We start from the raw sequence: 16872 nt of genomic DNA on the forward strand, positions 1-16872 counted from the left end.
CTTGACCACCAGCAGCAATCCGCTGCGTGACCCGAGGGACCGGCGGCTCCCGCGTATCGCGGGGCCGTCCGGCCTGGTCATCTTCGGCGTCACGGGCGATTTGTCCCGGAAAAAGCTGATGCCGGCCGTGTACGACCTGGCCAATCGCGGACTGCTGCCGCCGGGCTTCTCGCTCGTCGGCTTCGCCCGCCGCGACTGGGAGCACGAGGACTTCGCGCAGGTCGTCCATGACGCCGTCAAGGAGCATGCGCGGACCCCGTTCCGCGAGGAGGTCTGGCAGCAGCTCGCCGAAGGCTTCCGCTTCGTGCCCGGCGACTTCTCCGACGACGAGGCGTTCAAGACGCTGCGGTCGACCATAGAGGAGCTGGACAAGGCCCGCGGTACCGGCGGCAACTTCGCGTTCTACCTGTCCGTACCGCCGAAGTTCTTCCCCACCGTGGTGCAGCAGCTCAAGAAGCACGGGCTGTCCGACGGACAGGGCGACTCCTGGCGCCGCGCGGTCATCGAGAAGCCCTTCGGCCACGACCTGAAGAGCGCACAGGAGCTCAACCAGGTCGTCCACGAGGTCTTCCGGCCCAGCGACGTCTTCCGGATCGACCACTACCTGGGCAAGGAGACGGTCCAGAACATCCTGGCGCTGCGCTTCGCCAACACGATGTTCGAGCCGATCTGGAACCGCAGCTATGTGGACCATGTCCAGATCACCATGGCCGAGGACATCGGCATCGGCGGCCGCGCGGGCTACTACGACGGCATCGGCTCCGCCCGTGACGTCATCCAGAACCACCTGCTCCAGCTCCTCGCCCTGACCGCCATGGAGGAGCCCGCCTCCTTCGAGGCGGACGCGCTGGTCACCGAGAAGCTCAAGGCGCTCAGGGCCGTCAAGCTCCCCCGGGAGCTGGGCAAGCACACCGTGCGCGGTCAGTACGCACACGGCTGGCAGGGCGGCGAGGAGGTGCTCGGCTACCTGGAGGAGGAGGGCATCGACCCGCACTCCAAGACCGACACCTTCGCCGCGATCAAGCTGGAGATCGACAACCGCCGCTGGGCGGGCGTCCCCTTCTACCTGCGCACCGGCAAGCGGCTGGGGCGGCGGGTCACCGAGATCGCCGTGGTCTTCCAGCGCGCCCCGCACTCCCCGTTCGGCACCACCGACACCCAGGAGCTGGGGCAGAACGCCCTGGTCATCCGGGTGCAGCCGGATGAGGGCATCACCATCAGGTTCGGCTCCAAGGTGCCCGGCACCTCCATGGAGATCCGGGACGTGACGATGGACTTCGCCTACGGCGAGTCCTTCACCGAATCCAGCCCCGAGGCGTACGAGCGGCTGCTGCTCGATGTGCTGCTCGGCGACGCCAACCTCTTCCCCCGTCATCAGGAGGTGGAGCAGTCCTGGCGGATCCTCGACCCGATCGAGGCGTACTGGGACAAGCACGGCAAGCCCGAGCAGTACACGGCCGGGACCTGGGGTCCGAAGGCCGCGGACGAGATGCTCGCACGAGACGGACGGAGCTGGCGGCGGCCATGAACATCGATCTCACGGACACCACGTCCGCCCGGGTCAACTCCGCCCTGGTCCAGGCGCGCCGGTCCGCCGGCACCCCCGCCACGGGCATGGTGCTGACCCTGGTGATCGTGACCGACGAGGGCAATCACTACGACGCCCTCAAGGCGGCCAGCGAGGCGTCCAAGGAGCATCCGTCGCGCAACCTGGTCGTCATCAAGCGCCCGGGGCGTTCGCCCCGGGACCGCAAGATGGCCCGGCTGGACGCCGAGGTGCGGATCGGCGGGGAGACCGGCACCGGTGAGACGGTGCTGCTGCGGCTCCACGGCGAACTGGCCAACCACGCCCATTCGGTGGTGCTGCCGCTGCTGCTGCCGGACGCCCCGGTGGTGGTGTGGTGGCCCGAGGACGCCCCGGAGAACCCCAGCGAGGACCTGCTCGGCCAGCTCGCACAGCGCCGGATCACCGACGCCCAGGCCACCGAGGACCCGGTCGCCACGCTCGGGATGCGGGCCGAGACCTACACGCCGGGCGACACCGATCTGGCCTGGACGCGGATCACCCCGTGGCGCAGTGTGCTCGCGGCCGCGCTGGACCAGAAGCACTCCCCGATCACCTCCGCGACCGTGGAGGGCGAGGCGTACAACCCGAGCAGTGAGCTGCTCGCGCTCTGGCTCGCCGAGCGGCTGCGGGTGCCGGTGGACCGCCAGGTCTCGGACGGCCCCGGGCTGACCGCGGTCCGGCTGGAGACCGCCGACGGGGTGATCTGCCTGGACCGGGCCAACGGTTCGCTGGCCGAGCTGGCGATGCCGGGGCAGCCGGACCGTCATGTGGCGCTCCAGCGGCGGGAGATGTCGGAGCTGATCGCCGAGGAGCTGCGCCGGCTGGACCCGGACGAGATGTACGCCTCGGCAGTGAAGTACGGAGTGAGCAAGCTGGGCAAGGCCGCCACCGCGACCCATGCGTCGGCGCCCAAGCCCGGTGCGGCTGACGGCAACGGCAACAGCAACGGCCAGGCCCGTCCGGTTCCGGCGCCGCCGAAGCACAAGCCCGAGGGCAAGACCGAGGGCAAGGCGGCGGACGCATGACAGCTCCGCAGGTCGTCGTCCACCGCGACAAGGAGCTGATGGCCCAGGCCGCGGCGGCCCGGCTGCTCACGAAGATCGTGGACGCCCAGGCCGCCCGCGGCTCCGCGTCGGTGGTCCTCACCGGCGGCCGCAACGGCAACGGCCTGCTGACCGCGCTCGCCTCCTCCCCCGCGCGCGATGCGGTGGACTGGTCCCGACTGGACCTGTGGTGGGGCGATGAGCGCTTCCTGCCGGAGGGCCATCCGGACCGCAATGTCACCCAGGCCCGGGACGCGCTGCTGGACGCGGTGCCGCTGGACCCGGCGCGGATGCACGCCATGCCCCCGTCCGACGGTCCGCACGGCGGCGATGTGGACGCGGCGGCCGAGGCGTACGCCGCCGAACTGGGCCGGGCCGCGCGGCCGGAGAACCACGGCGCGGTGCCGTCCTTCGACGTCCTGCTGCTGGGTGTCGGCCCGGACACCCATGTGGCCTCGCTCTTCCCCGAGCTGCCCGCCGTGCGGGAGACCGAGCGGACGGTGGTCGGGGTGCGTGGCGCGCCCAAGCCGCCGCCCACCCGGATCACGCTGACCCTGCCCGCGATCCGCGCGGCACGGGAGGTGTGGCTGCTGGCGGCCGGTGAGGACAAGGCGAAGGCGGTGACCATCGCACTGTCGGGCGCCGGGGAGCTCCAGGCCCCGGCGGCGGGTGCGTACGGCCGCAGCCGCACGCTGTGGCTGCTGGACCGGGCCGCGGCGGCCGGGCTGCCGCGCGAGCTGTATCCCCCGGCCTCGCCGTAGCACGCGTCATCCGACGCTTCCACCAGCGATCCCCCGTGGCGCCCGGCGCCACGGGGGATCGCTGTATCTCAGGGGCGGACCCGGGGGCTCAACGGCCGCGCAGCGCCCGGTAGGTGGCGACGAGCTGCTCGGTGGAGGTGTCGAGTCCCTCGACCTTCGCGCCCTCGGTGAGGGCGGGCTCGACCCGCTTGGCGAGCACCTTGCCGAGCTCCACGCCCCACTGGTCGAAGGAGTCGATGTTCCACACGGCGCCCTGGACGAACACCTTGTGCTCGTAGAGGGCGACGAGCTGGCCGAGCACCGAGGGGGTCAGCTCGGAGGCCAGGATCGTGGTGGTGGGGCGGTTGCCGCGGAAGGTCTTGTGCGGCACCAGCTCCGCGGGCACTCCCTCCGCGGCGACCTCCTCCGGGGTCTTGCCGAAGGCCAGCGCCTGGCCCTGGGCGAAGAGGTTGGCCATCAGCAGGTCGTGCTGGGCGACCAGGCCGGGCTCCAGGTCCTCCACCGGCCGGGCGAAGCCGATCAGATCGGCGGGGATCAGCTTGGTGCCCTGGTGGAGCAACTGGTAGTAGGCGTGCTGTCCATTGGTGCCGGGGGTGCCCCAGACCACCGGACCGGTCTGCCAGCCGACCGGCTCGCCCTCGCGGTCCACCGACTTGCCGTTGGACTCCATGTCCAGTTGCTGGAGGTAGGCGGTGAACTTGGACAGGTAGTGGCTGTAGGGCAGGACGGCGTGGGACTGGGCATCGTGGAAGTTGTCGTACCAGATGCCCAGCAGGCCCATCAGCAGCGGTGCGTTCTCCTCCGGCGGGGCCGAGGTGAAGTGCTCGTCGACCAGATGGAATCCGGCGAGCATCTCGCGGAAGTGGTCCGGGCCGATGGCGATCATCAGGGAGAGGCCGATCGCCGAGGGGTAGGAGTAGCGCCCGCCGACCCAGTCCCAGAACTCGAACATGTTGGCCGTGTCGATACCGAATGCGGAGACCTTCTCCGCGTTGGTCGACAGCGCCACGAAGTGCTTGGCGACGGCCTCCGGACCGGCGCCCAGACCGTCCAGCAGCCATGCGCGGGCGGACGTGGCGTTGGTGATGGTCTCGATGGTGGTGAACGTCTTGGACGCGACGATGAACAGCGTCTCGGCCGGGTCCAGATCACGCACCGCCTCATGGAGGTCGGCGCCGTCCACGTTGGAGACGAACCGGAACGTCAGCGAACGGTCGGTGTAGGCGCGCAGCGCCTCGAACGCCATGGCCGGGCCCAGATCCGAGCCGCCGATACCGATGTTGACGACGTTCCTGATGCGCTTGCCGGTGTGACCGGTCCAGTCACCGGAACGGACCCGGTCGGTGAAGACGGCCATCTTGGCGAGCACCGCGTGCACATCCGGGACGACGTCCTTGCCGTCCACCGAGATGACGGCGGAGCGGGGTGCCCGCAGCGCGGTGTGCAGCACTGCCCGGTTCTCGGTGGTGTTGATCTTCTGGCCGCGGAACATCGCATCGCGCAGCTCGGCCACCTCGGTGGCGCGGGCCAGTTCGCGCAGCAGCCGCAGGGTCTCATCGGTGACCAGGTGCTTGGAGTAGTCCAGATGGAGATCGCCGACCTGGAGGGTGAGCCTGCGACCCCGCTCGGGGTCGCCTGCGAACAGCTCGCGAAGCTGCGCGTCACCGAGCTCCTTGCGGTGTGCGACCAGCGCCTGCCACTCGGGCAGCTGGTCGAGCCTGCCGCGGCCTTCTGCGTTCATCTCGGACATCAGCCCACTTCTCGTCGGTGCCTGTACCCCGCCGGCCACCAACCTAATTGATGCCGGAGCGCAATCCCGGAACGAGGGCCACCAGACCGCAGGCGAACAGTGCGGCGGCCGCCAGCGCCGGGGCGTTCAGCCCCCAGGCCGCGGCGATCACCCCGCCGAGCAGGGCGCCCAGCGGGGCCCCGGCGGTGGTCAGGGTGCGGAACGCGGCGCTCACCCGGCCCAGCATCTCGGCCGGGCTGCGCTGCTGCATCATCGTCACCTCGGTGACGTTCCAGATCATTCCGGAGAAGCCGAACAGGCCCATGGCGGCGACGGCCACCGGCAGACTGCGGACCGTGCCCAGCGCGACCAGGGCGGCGAGCTGCGCCATCCCGCACACCAGCAGGGAACGGACCCGGCCCAGCCGGTCGGTGAGCCATCCGGCCGCCAGCCCGCCGGTGACACTGCCGATCCCGTAGACGGTCACCACCACGGCATAGCCGGTGGTCCCCGCGCCCAGCCAGCCGGTGACGATGAGCACCAGGGTGGCGATGAGCCCGCCGATACCGATGTTGACCAGCATGGTGCAGCCGCACAGCGACCTCAGCACCCGGTCCCGCCACAGCAGCCGGACGCCCTCGGCGATGTCCTGGCGGAGGGTGCGGCCCGCCGGGCGCGGGGCGCGCTCGGGGGCCGTCACTCCGAGCGAGGCGACCAGGAGGGCGGCCAGCAGATAGGTGGCCGCGTCCGCCCAGAACGGCACCGCGGCGCCGAGCCCCAGCAGCACCGGCAGCAGCGGGGCGCCCACGAACCGGCCCATCACCTCCTGCCCGGTCATCAGCCGGGCATTGGCCCGGCCCAGCGCCTCCTGGCCCACCACCGACGGCAGCAGCGCGGTGGCGGCGTTGTCGAAGAGGGTCTGGAGGGTGGTCAGGGCGAAGCCGAGGGCGAGCAGCAGCCCGATCGTGGCGTGGCCCTGCCAGACGGCCACCGCGAACCCCGCCATCAGGGCCGCCCGGACCGCGTCCACCGCCCACATCGCCCGCCGCTGGTCGACCCGGTCCGCGATGGCCCCGCCGATCAGCCCGAACAGCAGCCAGGGCAGAAAACCGCAGGCGGTCACCAGGGACACCAGCACCGGTGAGTCGGTCAGGGAGACCGCCAGCAGCGGCAGCGCGGCCCCGCGCAGCGCGTCCCCGAAGCGGGAGACCACGGCGGCCGTCCACAGCCGCCCGAACCCCCCGCGCCAGGCGGGCGCCGCCGGTTTCCCGCCGCCCCGCGCCCCCGCGCGCTCCCCGGCCTCCAGCGCGCTCATCGGCGCTCCTCCCCCATGGCCGGCGCCCCGGCCGCACCCCCGTGAATCAGCACCCCACGACCGTAGCCCCGGCCACTGACAACGGCTCCGAGCCGGACCTCCGGACCTATGGACAACGGCCCGGCCGCGCACCCCCTCGGAGGGTGCCCGGCCGGGCCGTCGTACGCGCTGCTCGGTTCGGCGTGCCGCCTAGATCTCGCCCCGGAGCTTGGCCAGCGCCTCGGCGAGGATCGCCTCGCCGTCGGCGTCGCTGCGCCGCTCCCGCACATACGCCAGATGCGTCTTGTACGGCTCGGTGCGCGGCGGGTCCGGCGGGTTGTCCCGGTCCTTGCCTGCGGGGAAGCCGCACCGCGGGCAGTCCCAGGTCTCGGGGACCTGCGCGTCGCTGGCGAAGCTCGGCTGAGTCTCGTGCCCGTTCGAGCACCAGAAGGAGATGCGCAGGCGCGGAGCCGATTCGCCTCGCTCGGCTTCTCCCATCGGCCCCGCTCCGACCCGACTTCCACGGATCGCGTTGCCACTTGCCACGGTCGTAACTCCCTGCGTGATGGTGCCGCGAAGCATCGATGGCCGGCTTCGCCGCCCGGCGCCCCAGTCTACGTAAGGCCCAACGCGCGTCCAGTGAGAGGAGTTACACCCGCCACCCAGGACGCCACCCTCATGATAAGCCGCCACCGGCCCGCTGACGGACGGAACGTCAGTTATCGGATGCCCGTCGACGGCTGGACGACCCATGACCGAAGGCCCCGCCGGGCCCCGGTCGAGCTCGGGTCGAGCCTCAGTCCAGCTTCATCAGGAGACCGAGGACGACAATGCAGACGAACCACAGCAGACCGACCACAATGGTGATCCGGTCGAGGTTGCGCTCGGCGACCGAGGAGCCGCCCACCGAGGACTGCATCCCGCCACCGAACATATCGGACAGGCCGCCGCCCTTCCCCTTGTGCATGAGCACCAGCATCATCATCAAAAGGCTGAAGATGATGAGGGCGATCGAGAACCCCATGATCACAGCTGGACCAACTCTCTCGGGCAGTTACGGACGTCGGGGGCCGGATGGCGCGATCGCACCACCACGACCCCCGACAGGGTACGACGACCCGTGCGCTACGGCATACTCACTGGTCGCGGAAACGAACGATCTTGACGAATTCCTCGGCGTCCAGCGCGGCACCGCCGACCAGGGCGCCGTCCACATCCGGCTGGGCCATGATCGCGGCGACGTTCCCGGACTTCACCGAGCCGCCGTACTGGATCCGGACCTTGTCGGCCAGCTCCTGGCTGTAGAGCTCGGCCAGCCGGGCGCGGATGGCCCCGCAGACCTCCTGGGCGTCCTCGGGGGTCGCCACCTCGCCGGTGCCGATCGCCCAGACCGGCTCGTAGGCGATCACGATCGTCTCGGCCTCCTCGGCCGGGATGTCGGCGAGCCCGCCGTCGAGCTGCGCGAGGGTGTGCGCGACCTGGTTGCCCGCCTTGCGGATCTCCAGGCCCTCCCCGACACAGAGGATCGGGGTGAGACCGTGCCGGAAGGCCGCCTTGACCTTGCGGTTGCAGATCTCGTCGGTCTCATCGTGGTACTGGCGCCGCTCGGAGTGGCCCACCACGGCGAACGCGCAGTTCAGCTTGGCGAGCATGGCGCCGGAGATCTCGCCGGTGTAGGCGCCGGAGTCGTGCTCGGACACGTCCTGGGCACCGTACTTGATCTTCAGCCGGTCGCCGTCGACCAGCGTCTGCACCGAGCGGAGGTCGGTGAAGGGCGGCAGGACCGCGACCTCGACGGCCTCATAGTCCTTGTCGGCGAGGGCGAAGGCGAGCTTCTGGACGTGGGCGATGGCCTCAAGGTGGTTGAGGTTCATCTTCCAGTTGCCCGCCATCAGCGGAATACGGTCACTCACGGTATTTCAGTCCTCCAGTGCGGCGAGGCCGGGGAGAGTCTTGCCCTCGAGGTATTCGAGGCTTGCGCCGCCGCCGGTCGAGATATGGCCGAAAGCGGATTCGTCGAATCCCAGGATGCGGACGGCCGCTGCCGAGTCGCCGCCGCCGACCACGGTGAAGGCGGGGCTGTCGAGCAGGGCCTGGGCGACGGCCCTGGTGCCGTCGGCGTAGTCGGGGTGCTCGAAGACACCCATCGGTCCGTTCCAGAAGACGGTGGCGGTGTCGGCCAGCTTGGCCGCGTAGAGCTTGCGGGTCTCCGGGCCGATGTCCAGGCCCTGCCGGTCGGCCGGGATGGCGTCGGCGGCCAGCACCTCGGGGTCGGCCGGGGCCTTCGTCTTCAGGTCGGGGAACCCGGCGGCGGCCAGGACGTCGACCGGGAGCACGAACTCCACACCGCGCTCCTCGGCGCGGCGCAGATACTCGCGCACCACCGGGACCTGGTCCTCTTGGAGCAGCGAGCCGCCGACCTCGTGGCCCTGGGCCTTGAGGAAGGTGTACGCCATACCGCCGCCGATCAGGATGCGGTCGGCCTTCTCCAGCAGGTGGTCGATCACACCCAGCTTGTCGGAGACCTTGGCACCGCCGAGGACCACCGCGTACGGCCGCTTGACGTCCTCGGTGAGCTTCTTCAGCACGGTCAGCTCGGCGGCGATCAGGTCGCCCGCGGCGTGCGGCAGCCGCGCCGGGAGGTCGTAGACGGAGGCGTGCTTGCGGTGCACCGCGCCGAAGCCGTCGCCCACATAGAGGTCGGCCAGCTCCGCGAGCCGGTCGGCGAAGGCGCCGCGCTCGGCGTCGTCCTTGCTGGTCTCACCGGCGTTGAAGCGCAGGTTCTCCAGCAGCGCGACCTGGCCGTCGGCGAGCCCTCCGACGGTGGCGCGCGCGCTGTCGTCCACGGTGTCGGTCGCGAAGGCGACCGGCTTGCCGAGCAGTTCACCGAGCCGCCGGGCCACCGGGGCCAGCGAGTACTGCGGGTCGGGCGCGCCCTTGGGGCGGCCGAGGTGCGAGGCGACGATGACCTTGGCGCCCCGGTCCAGGAGCTTGGTGATCGTCGGGACGGCGGCCCGGATCCGGCCGTCGTCGGTGATCGTCTCGCCGTCGAGCGGGACGTTCAGGTCGGCGCGGACGAACACCCGCTGTCCGGCGACCTGGAGATCGTCAATCGTCTTCACAGAATGGCTCCTTGATCATGTGGAAGGGGCCCGCTGCGACGGCGGCGTCGTAGCGGGCCCCTTTCCTCGCTCATCGCGACAGCGTCAGAGCTTGCCGCCGACGAAAACGGTCAGGTCGACCAGGCGGTTGGAGTAGCCCCACTCGTTGTCGTACCAGCCGACAACCTTGACCTGCTTGCCCTGGACCATGGTCAGCGAGGAGTCGAAGGTGCACGAGGCCGGCCAGTTGACGATGTCCGAGGAGACGATCGGGTCCTCGGTGTACTCAAGGATGCCCTTGAGCTGTCCCTCGGCGGCCTTCTGGAAGGCGGTGTTGATCTCGTCCTTGGTGACCTCGCGGTCGAGTTCGAGGACGAGGTCGGTGACCGAGCCGGTCGGGACCGGGACACGCATCGCGATGCCGTCCAGCTTGCCCTTGAGCTGCGGCAGGACCAGCGCGGTGGCCTTGGCGGCACCGGTGGAGGTCGGAATGATGTTCTCCGCGGCGGCGCGGGCGCGGCGCAGGTCCTTGTGCGGGAAGTCCAGGATGCGCTGGTCGTTGGTGTAGGCGTGGACCGTGGTCATCATGCCCTTGACGATGCCGAAGTTCTCGTCGAGGACCTTGGCCATCGGCGCCACACAGTTGGTGGTGCACGAGGCGTTGGAGATGACGTCGTCCTTGGCGGGGTCGTACTTGTCCTGGTTGACGCCCATCACGATGGTGATGTCCTCGTCCTTGGCGGGCGCGGAGATCAGCACCTTCTTGGCGCCGGCGGTGAGGTGCTTGGCGGCGTCCGCACGCTTGGTGAAGATGCCGGTGGACTCGACGACGATGTCGGCACCGAGCTCTCCCCACGGGAGGGCGGCCGGGTCACGCTCGGCCATGGTCTTGAACGTCTGGCTGCCCACCGTGATGGTGTCCTCGGTGTGGCTGACCTCGTGCTTCAGCCGTCCGAGGATGGTGTCGTACTTCAGCAGGTGGACCAGGGTGGCGTTGTCGGTCAGGTCGTTGACACCGACGATTTCGATGTCCGCGCCCTGTTCGAGAAGTGCGCGGAAGTAGTTGCGGCCGATGCGACCGAAGCCGTTGATGCCTACGCGGATCGTCACGAACCGATCTCCTCGTCAGGTTTGCCGGGCTTCCCGGCGAGCTTGTGTGGTTGTCCCCGACCGCCTCCGACCCTACCGCTATCACGAGACGTACGTGACATTGGCATCGGCGGCCCATGACCACGGAAAAGTGGTATGGGCCGCCGATTCAGTCACGATTCGTCACGGTCTGTCAACGGCGCAGGGCGCGGAGTGCGCCACCGATGAGCTTCGCCCGCTGAGCCGCGCCGGACACATGCTCCAGGCCGAAGCCGAGCAGCACGGTGTCCTTGGTGGTGACCGCCGCGGAGGTGTGGAAGAGCTCCTGGGACCGGGTCCACTGGGCCGGGTTGGCCGGACTGCCGTCCGGCGGTCCGGCCGCGGACCAGGGCCCGAGCGCCGTCTCGAACCCCTCGGTGTCCTGGGTGGCGCCGCCGATGACCAGCGCGGTGCCGTCGATGAAGGCGCCGCGTCCGCCGGTGCCCGGATCGGTGACGTAGGAGACCGCCAGTTCGACCTTCTTGCCCGCGTAGCCGCTCAGGTCGAGCGAGACCGGCCGCCAGCCCTCGGAGGAGCCGGTGAAGCTGTTCCAGGCGCCGGTGGTGCCGGTGGCCCGGCAGCCGTTGTCACCGGGGGTCAGATAGTGCTTGAGGAACGGGTGGAGGTTGAGCAGGAAGCCCGCCTCGCACTCGGTGGGCACCTTGGTGGAACTGCCGCCGGACGCGTCGGGCAGCGTGGTCCAGTCGTCCTGGCCCGCGGTGTGCGCCTCGACGATCACATGGTCGTAGCCGGGCTCGGTGTCATGGCTGAGCCGGAAGGTCAGCCCCGGCTTGTCGGCCGCGCCCACCCCGGTCAGATCGACGGTGCGGGTGAGCCGCTTCCAGGAGTTGTCATGGTGGCCCGCCGCCGCCATCCACTCCCCCTCGTACGGCTGGTACGGGGAGCGCGCGCCGGGGTATTCGCCCCCGCCCGCGCTGCGGAACTGCGGGAACTCCTTCGGCGGCAGCACATCGGAGGTGACGGTGTAGCCGCCCGCGGTGTCCAGCGGATTGCCGGGGGCGTCGGTCAGGGTGGCCGCGGTGCCCTTGAGCGCGCCGCCGCCCTGGTACGCACCGGGCGACTTGAGGGTGATCCGGCTGTCGGCGCCCAGGTAGTACTGACTGAAGTCGTCGGTGTCGGCCGGGCCCACCTCGGAGCTGCCGCCGGCCCGCTCACCGGTGGTGATCAGCTTGCCGCCCTCGTTGAGGAAGTCGCGTACGGCCAGCAGGGTCTGGCCGCCGGGGCGCTGGGCACCGGTGTACCAGAGCACCGTGCGGAAGTGGCCGAGCACACCGAGCGCCGAGGGCGCGCCCTTGGCGGCGACGTCCCAGACGGCGGCCTTGCGGCCGTTGTCCGCGAGCGCCTTGGTGTACGCGGCGGTGTGCCGCGCCGGGTCGCTGCCGCCCTCTTCGGCGATCACGAGGGTGTCGGCGCGGGGGCGGGGCGCGACGGTGTAGGTGAACGGCTCGCTCGCGGTCCGCTTGCCGCTCTTCGTCCGGCCGGTGAACCAGACCTCGACCTTCTCACCGGTGTCCGCGCCCTCCACGGTGGCGCGGTACTGGTCGAACTTGATGTTGTCATCGCCACCGTAGGTCTCACCGCCCTTCCAGGGCTTGAGCGACGCGGTGTGGGTGCGGCCGCCGTCCACGCGGTAGCGCAGCCGCTTGTCGCGGACGCTCTTGCGGACGGTGACCGAGACGTCCTGGTCGCCACCGCGTGCGTAGGAGGTGGTGAAGGCGTCCGGGGTGAAGTCGGGCGCGTCCAGGCCCACGGACGAGGAGGGCCGGTCCGGGTGGGCGGCGCTCTCGGCGACGGAGAGCGCGAACGGGACGTTCTTGGCGAACTCCTGCTGGATCAGCTTCTCGTCGTCCGGAAAGGTGAAGACGGAGGCGCAGTCGCCGGGCTTCCAGGGGTCGGCGGGGTCCACACCGGACGCCGTCTGACAGGTCGACATCTCCGGGGTGAACATCATCATCCTGTTGACGTTGGCCGCATGTCCGTCGGCCTCGCCGTTGGTGGTGTACAGCTCGGAGGAGACCTGGGGGTGGTAGCCGGGGATCGCCGAGTTCTCCGGGGTTCCGGCGAGCGCCTTGTAGAGGACGTCGTCGGGGGTCGGGGTGGCGACCTGCCAGCCGACGCCGTAGAGCAGCAGTTCGGCGGCGGAGTGGTAGTTGATGCCGTAGTCGAAGCCGATGCGCTTCTGGAAGGAGTCCACCGCCTTGGTCTCGGGTTCGGAGGCGGGGCCGGAACCGCGGAAGGTCTCGTCGGCGGGGTCCGGCGAGGAACCCTCGTTGTCGTAGCCCCACTTGTAGGAGAAGTTGCGGTTGAGGTCGACACCGTCGCCGGGGGTGATCTTCCCGTCCCCGTTGTTGTCGTGCAGGTTCTTGCGCCACTGGCGGTTGGCCGGGCTCTGGTGGGTGAAGTCGTAGCCGTCCGGGTTGGCGGTGAGCACGAACCACAGTTCGGTACGGTCCACGATCCGGGTGACCCGGTCGTCCTTGCCGTAGTTGTCGAGGTAGTAGTGCATCAGCCGCCGGGTCATCTCCGGCGTGATCCACTCCCGGGCGTGCTGGTTCGACATGTACAGCACCGAGGGCTTGCTGCCGTCCTTGGACGTGGCCGCGCCCTTGGTGAGCTTGAGCGCGAGGATGTCCTTGCCCTGGGTGGTCTTGCCGATGCTGACGACCTTGGTGAGACCGCGATGGGCCTGCCCGGTCTCGACGATCTCCTGTTTCAGACCGCCCGCGCCGCTGTAGGGGCGGAACACCCCGTCGCCCGCGGCCTTGAGACGGTTGCGGGCCTGGGCGGACACCTTCTTCTCGGTGAGCCGTACGCCCTTGCCGCGGAGCTGCGCGGCCTGTTTCCCGGTGAGATAGAGCTCGACCGTCCCGCGGCCCTTCTCCGGGACCTGGCGCCCGAGTTCATGCCCGTCCGCGCCGGAGCGCAGCAGCAGCGGGATCTGGTCCTTGCTCACCTCGGCCGTCCAGACGGAGAGTCCGTCGGCCGGGGCGTCCGCGGTGGGCCGTGCCTGCGCCGCGGGTGCCGCGGCCAGTCCCCCCAGGAGCAGTGAAGCCACCGCGACAAGCGATCTGATCGGTCTCGCCTTGCGTCTGTGCATGAGCCCCCCTGGCTGTCGTCCGACGCATATGGGTTGCGCAGGCGCTAAGACTGATGTCGGCTCATGGCCATGTCAACAGTGGGGATGAAGGTTCGACGGCGGGGTGGTGAAGCGTTCCCCCGGGCCCGCTCGGGGTCCGGGGGCGGCCGTCATGACGGCCGGGTGACGCGGGCTGAGCCTCCGTCAGCCGACCATGCCCTCGGCCATCTCATCGGTCAGGCTCGACTCGGTGCCGGGGATGCCCAGGTCCTGGGCGCGCTTGTCGGCCATGGCCAGCAGCCTGCGGATCCGGCCCGCGACCGCGTCCTTGGTCAGCGGCGGATCGGCGAGGGCGCCCAGCTCCTCCAGCGACGCCTGCTTGTGCTCCATACGCAGCCGGCCGGCGGCGGCGAGGTGCTCGGGCACCTCCTCGCCGAGAATCTCCAGGGCGCGCTGCACCCGGGCCCCGGCGGCGACGGCGGCACGGGCGGAGCGGCGCAGATTGGCGTCGTCGAAGTTGGCCAGCCGGTTGGCGGTGGCCCGGACCTCGCGGCGCATCCGCCGCTCCTCCCAGGCGAGCACCGACTCATGCGCCCCCAGCCGCGTCAACAGCGCGCCGATGGCGTCACCGTCCCGGACGACGACCCGGTCCACTCCGCGGACCTCGCGGGCCTTGGCCGCGATCTGGAGCCGGCGGGCGGCGCCGACGAGGGCCAGGGCGGCCTCCGGACCGGGGCAGGTCACCTCCAGGGAGGAGGAGCGGCCCGGTTCGGTGAGCGAGCCGTGGGCGAGGAAGGCCCCGCGCCAGGCGGCCTCGGCGTCGCAGGTGGCACCGGAGACGACCTGCGGCGGCAGCCCACGGATCGGCCGGCCGCGGCCGTCGACCAGGCCGGTCTGCCGGGCCAGCTGGTCACCGCCCGCCACCACCCGCACCACGTACCGGCTGCCGCGGCGCAGGCCCCCCGGGGCCATCACCACCAGATCGGAGGAGTGGCCGAAGATCTCCAGGATGTCCTTGCGGACCCGGCGGGCGGCGATCCCCGTGTCCAGCTCCGCCTCGATCACGATGCGCCCGCTGACCAGGTGCAGACCGCCCGCGAACCGCAGGATCGCCGAGACCTCCGCTTTCCGGCAGCAGGTCCGGGTGACGGGGAGCCGGGAGATTTCATCCTTCACCGCTGCCGTCATCGCCATGGGCCGATCCTTCCATGCATCCGAAAAATACGGTCGTACGCGGCCGCCAGAAGCTCCGGGTCATGCTTCGGGGCACCGTCGGTCGCGGCCACCGGCGCAAGCTCGACCGTGCCGCCCAGCCGCTTCGCGGCGTCGCACAGACTGCTCTGGTCGGGAACGGCGGCCTCGTCGGCCAGCACCACGTCGAAGGCGAGTTTAGGGGCGTGTCGGGCCAAAACCTCCAAATGACGCTGCGGGGAGAAGCCATCGGTTTCGCCCGGCTGGGGGGCGAGGTTCAGCGAGAGCACCCGGCGCGCCTTGGTGTCGGTGAGCGCCTGGAGCAGGTCCGGTACCAGCAGATGGGGGATGACCGAGGAGAACCAGGATCCGGGTCCCAGGACCACCCAGTCGGCGTCCATGACCGCCTCGACGGCCTCGGGCACGGCGGGCGGGTCGTGCGGCACCAGGTGCACCGACTGGACCTCGCCCGGGGTGAGCGCCACGGTCGCCTGCCCCGCGACCGTGGAGACCTCCTCCGGGCGCGCCGGATCATGACCGCGCACATACGCCTGGAGCTCCAGCGGCACGGCCGACATCGGCAGCACCCGGCCCTGCGCGCCCAGCAGCTTGCCCACCAGGTCCAGCGCCTTCACATGGTCGCCGAGCTGCTCCCAGAGGGCGACGATCAGCAGATTGCCGACCGCGTGGTCATGCAGCTCGCCCTCGCTGATGAAGCGGTGCTGGATCACCCGGGCCCAGGTCTGGCCCCAGTCGTCGTCGCCGCACAGCGCGGCCAGCGCCTTGCGCAGATCGCCGGGCGGCAGTACCCCGAGCTCATCGCGGAGGCGTCCGCTGGAGCCCCCGTCGTCGGCGACGGTGACGACCGCGGTGAGGTCCCCGGTGATCCGGCGCAGCGCGGCGAGCGACGCGGACAGGCCCATCCCGCCGCCGAGCGCCACGACCTTGGGCTGGGCGCCCCGGGGCGTACGGGCGCCGACCAGCCGTCGCAGCCGCCTGGTCCGCATCGTCACTCGCGCCCCATGTCACGGTGGACGATCACGGTCTCGACGCCCTCGGCGGCCAGCCGGGGGGCGAGCCGCTCGGACATCGCCACACTGCGGTGCTTGCCGCCGGTGCAGCCGATGGCGATGGTCACATAGCGCTTGCCCTCACGGCGGTAGCCCGCGGCGATGAGCTGGAGCAGCTCGGCGTAGCGGTCGAGGAACTCCTTGGCGCCCGGCTGGTTGAACACATAGCCGGAGACCTCCTCGTTGAGCCCGGTGAAGGGGCGCAGCTCGGGGACCCAGTGCGGATTGGGCAGGAAGCGGCAGTCCACCACCAGGTCGGCGTCGACGGGCAGCCCGTACTTGTAGCCGAAGGACATCACGGTGGCCCGCAGCTCGGGCTCCTCCTCGCCCGCGAACTGGGCGTCCATCTTGGCGCGCAGCTCGTGCACGTTGAGGCTGGAGGTGTCGATCACCAGATCGGCGTCCCCGCGCAGCTCACGCAGCAGATCGCGCTCGGCGGCGATACCGTCCACGATCCGGCCGTCCCCCTGGAGGGGGTGCGGACGGCGCACCGATTCGAACCGGCGCACCAGCGCCTCGTCGGACGCCTCCAGGAACAGCACGCGCCGCTTGACGTTCTTGGCGGCCAGGTCCGCGAGGGACTCCCGGAGGTTGTCGAAGAAGCGGCGGCCGCGGACGTCCACCACCACGGCGATCCGGGCCACATTGCCCTGGGAGCGGGCGCCGAGGTCCACCATGGTCGGGATGAGGGCGGGCGGCAGGTTGTCCACGACGAACCAGCCGAGGTCCTCCAGACACTTGGCGGCGGTGCTGCGGCCAGCACCGGACATTCCAGAGATGATCACCAGCTCGGGGATGGCCGTCGCCTCGGCGCTGCCCTCTCCCGTCGTGCCCGTCTTCACCTGCGCTCCGTCTCCGTGGTTCTCGTGCTCTGTCATGCTCTCGCGCTCT

14 protein-coding genes are annotated in these 16872 nt (G+C 70.5%); 3 read left to right on the forward strand and 11 right to left on the reverse strand.

Annotated features, from left to right (window positions below; translation table 11 throughout):
* The first annotated feature begins 1 nt into the window (after position 1).
* Genes zwf through pgl form a run of 3 tightly spaced genes read left to right on the forward strand, consistent with a single transcriptional unit; the run spans position 2 to position 3371 of the window.
* A complete protein-coding gene (zwf, locus tag NMK44_RS14440; protein ID WP_254742808.1) occupies positions 2–1528 on the forward strand; it encodes a glucose-6-phosphate dehydrogenase in 1527 nt (508 codons plus the stop codon).
* On the forward strand, positions 1525–2592 hold the full coding sequence (opcA, locus tag NMK44_RS14445) for a glucose-6-phosphate dehydrogenase assembly protein OpcA (RefSeq protein WP_254742811.1): 1068 nt from the start codon (positions 1525–1527) through the stop codon (positions 2590–2592). The genes zwf and opcA overlap by 4 nt, the downstream gene beginning before the upstream one ends.
* Positions 2589–3371, forward strand: a complete 783-nt coding sequence (gene pgl / locus NMK44_RS14450) for a 6-phosphogluconolactonase (RefSeq protein WP_254742814.1) — start codon at positions 2589–2591, stop codon at positions 3369–3371. Before opcA ends, pgl begins: the two co-directional genes overlap by 4 nt.
* Positions 3372–3459: 88 nt before the next feature.
* Here pgl and pgi read toward each other — a convergent pair whose 3' ends face one another.
* The 11 genes from pgi to rapZ all read right to left on the reverse strand — a co-directional run bounded on the left by pgi (position 3460) and on the right by rapZ (position 16859).
* On the reverse strand, positions 3460–5112 hold the full coding sequence (gene pgi, locus NMK44_RS14455; RefSeq protein ID WP_254743367.1) for a glucose-6-phosphate isomerase: 1653 nt from the start codon (positions 5110–5112) through the stop codon (positions 3460–3462).
* A gap of 52 nt (positions 5113–5164) precedes the next feature.
* Positions 5165–6415, reverse strand: coding sequence for an MFS transporter (locus NMK44_RS14460; RefSeq protein WP_254742817.1), 1251 nt, complete (start codon positions 6413–6415; stop codon positions 5165–5167).
* A gap of 189 nt (positions 6416–6604) precedes the next feature.
* Positions 6605–6940, reverse strand: a complete 336-nt coding sequence (locus tag NMK44_RS14465; RefSeq protein WP_308358464.1) for an RNA polymerase-binding protein RbpA — start codon at positions 6938–6940, stop codon at positions 6605–6607.
* 250 nt (positions 6941–7190) lie between these two features.
* The gene (gene secG, locus NMK44_RS14470; RefSeq protein WP_201874267.1) at positions 7191–7418 is read right to left on the reverse strand and encodes a preprotein translocase subunit SecG; all 228 of its coding nucleotides are present in this window, start codon (positions 7416–7418) and stop codon (positions 7191–7193) included.
* A 112-nt stretch (positions 7419–7530) separates the two neighbouring features.
* Positions 7531–8307, reverse strand: coding sequence for a triose-phosphate isomerase (gene tpiA, locus NMK44_RS14475; protein WP_254742823.1), 777 nt, complete (start codon positions 8305–8307; stop codon positions 7531–7533).
* A gap of 6 nt (positions 8308–8313) precedes the next feature.
* Positions 8314–9516 (reverse strand): phosphoglycerate kinase, encoded by a 1203-nt coding sequence (locus NMK44_RS14480; RefSeq protein ID WP_254742825.1) that lies wholly within the window; start codon positions 9514–9516, stop codon positions 8314–8316.
* A gap of 84 nt (positions 9517–9600) precedes the next feature.
* Positions 9601–10605, reverse strand: a complete 1005-nt coding sequence (gap, locus tag NMK44_RS14485) for a type I glyceraldehyde-3-phosphate dehydrogenase (protein ID WP_254742828.1) — start codon at positions 10603–10605, stop codon at positions 9601–9603.
* 172 nt (positions 10606–10777) lie between these two features.
* Positions 10778–13741, reverse strand: a complete 2964-nt coding sequence (locus NMK44_RS14490; RefSeq protein WP_254742831.1) for a M14 family metallopeptidase — start codon at positions 13739–13741, stop codon at positions 10778–10780.
* A gap of 183 nt (positions 13742–13924) precedes the next feature.
* Positions 13925–14914 carry a DNA-binding protein WhiA gene (gene whiA / locus NMK44_RS14495; protein WP_176183588.1) on the reverse strand — a complete coding sequence of 330 codons (990 nt, stop codon included), beginning with the start codon at positions 14912–14914 and terminating at the stop codon, positions 13925–13927.
* Positions 14905–15918: a gluconeogenesis factor YvcK family protein gene (locus NMK44_RS14500; protein WP_254743369.1), complete on the reverse strand. Its 1014-nt coding sequence runs from the start codon at positions 15916–15918 to the stop codon at positions 14905–14907. Before NMK44_RS14500 ends, whiA begins: the two co-directional genes overlap by 10 nt.
* Positions 15919–15920: 2 nt before the next feature.
* Positions 15921–16859 carry an RNase adapter RapZ gene (rapZ, locus tag NMK44_RS14505; RefSeq protein WP_254743371.1) on the reverse strand — a complete coding sequence of 313 codons (939 nt, stop codon included), beginning with the start codon at positions 16857–16859 and terminating at the stop codon, positions 15921–15923.
* Positions 16860–16872: the final 13 nt, after the last annotated feature.

The sequence above is a fragment of the Streptomyces cucumeris genome (genome assembly GCF_024295805.1).
Lineage (GTDB): Bacteria > Actinomycetota > Actinomycetes > Streptomycetales > Streptomycetaceae > Streptomyces > Streptomyces cucumeris.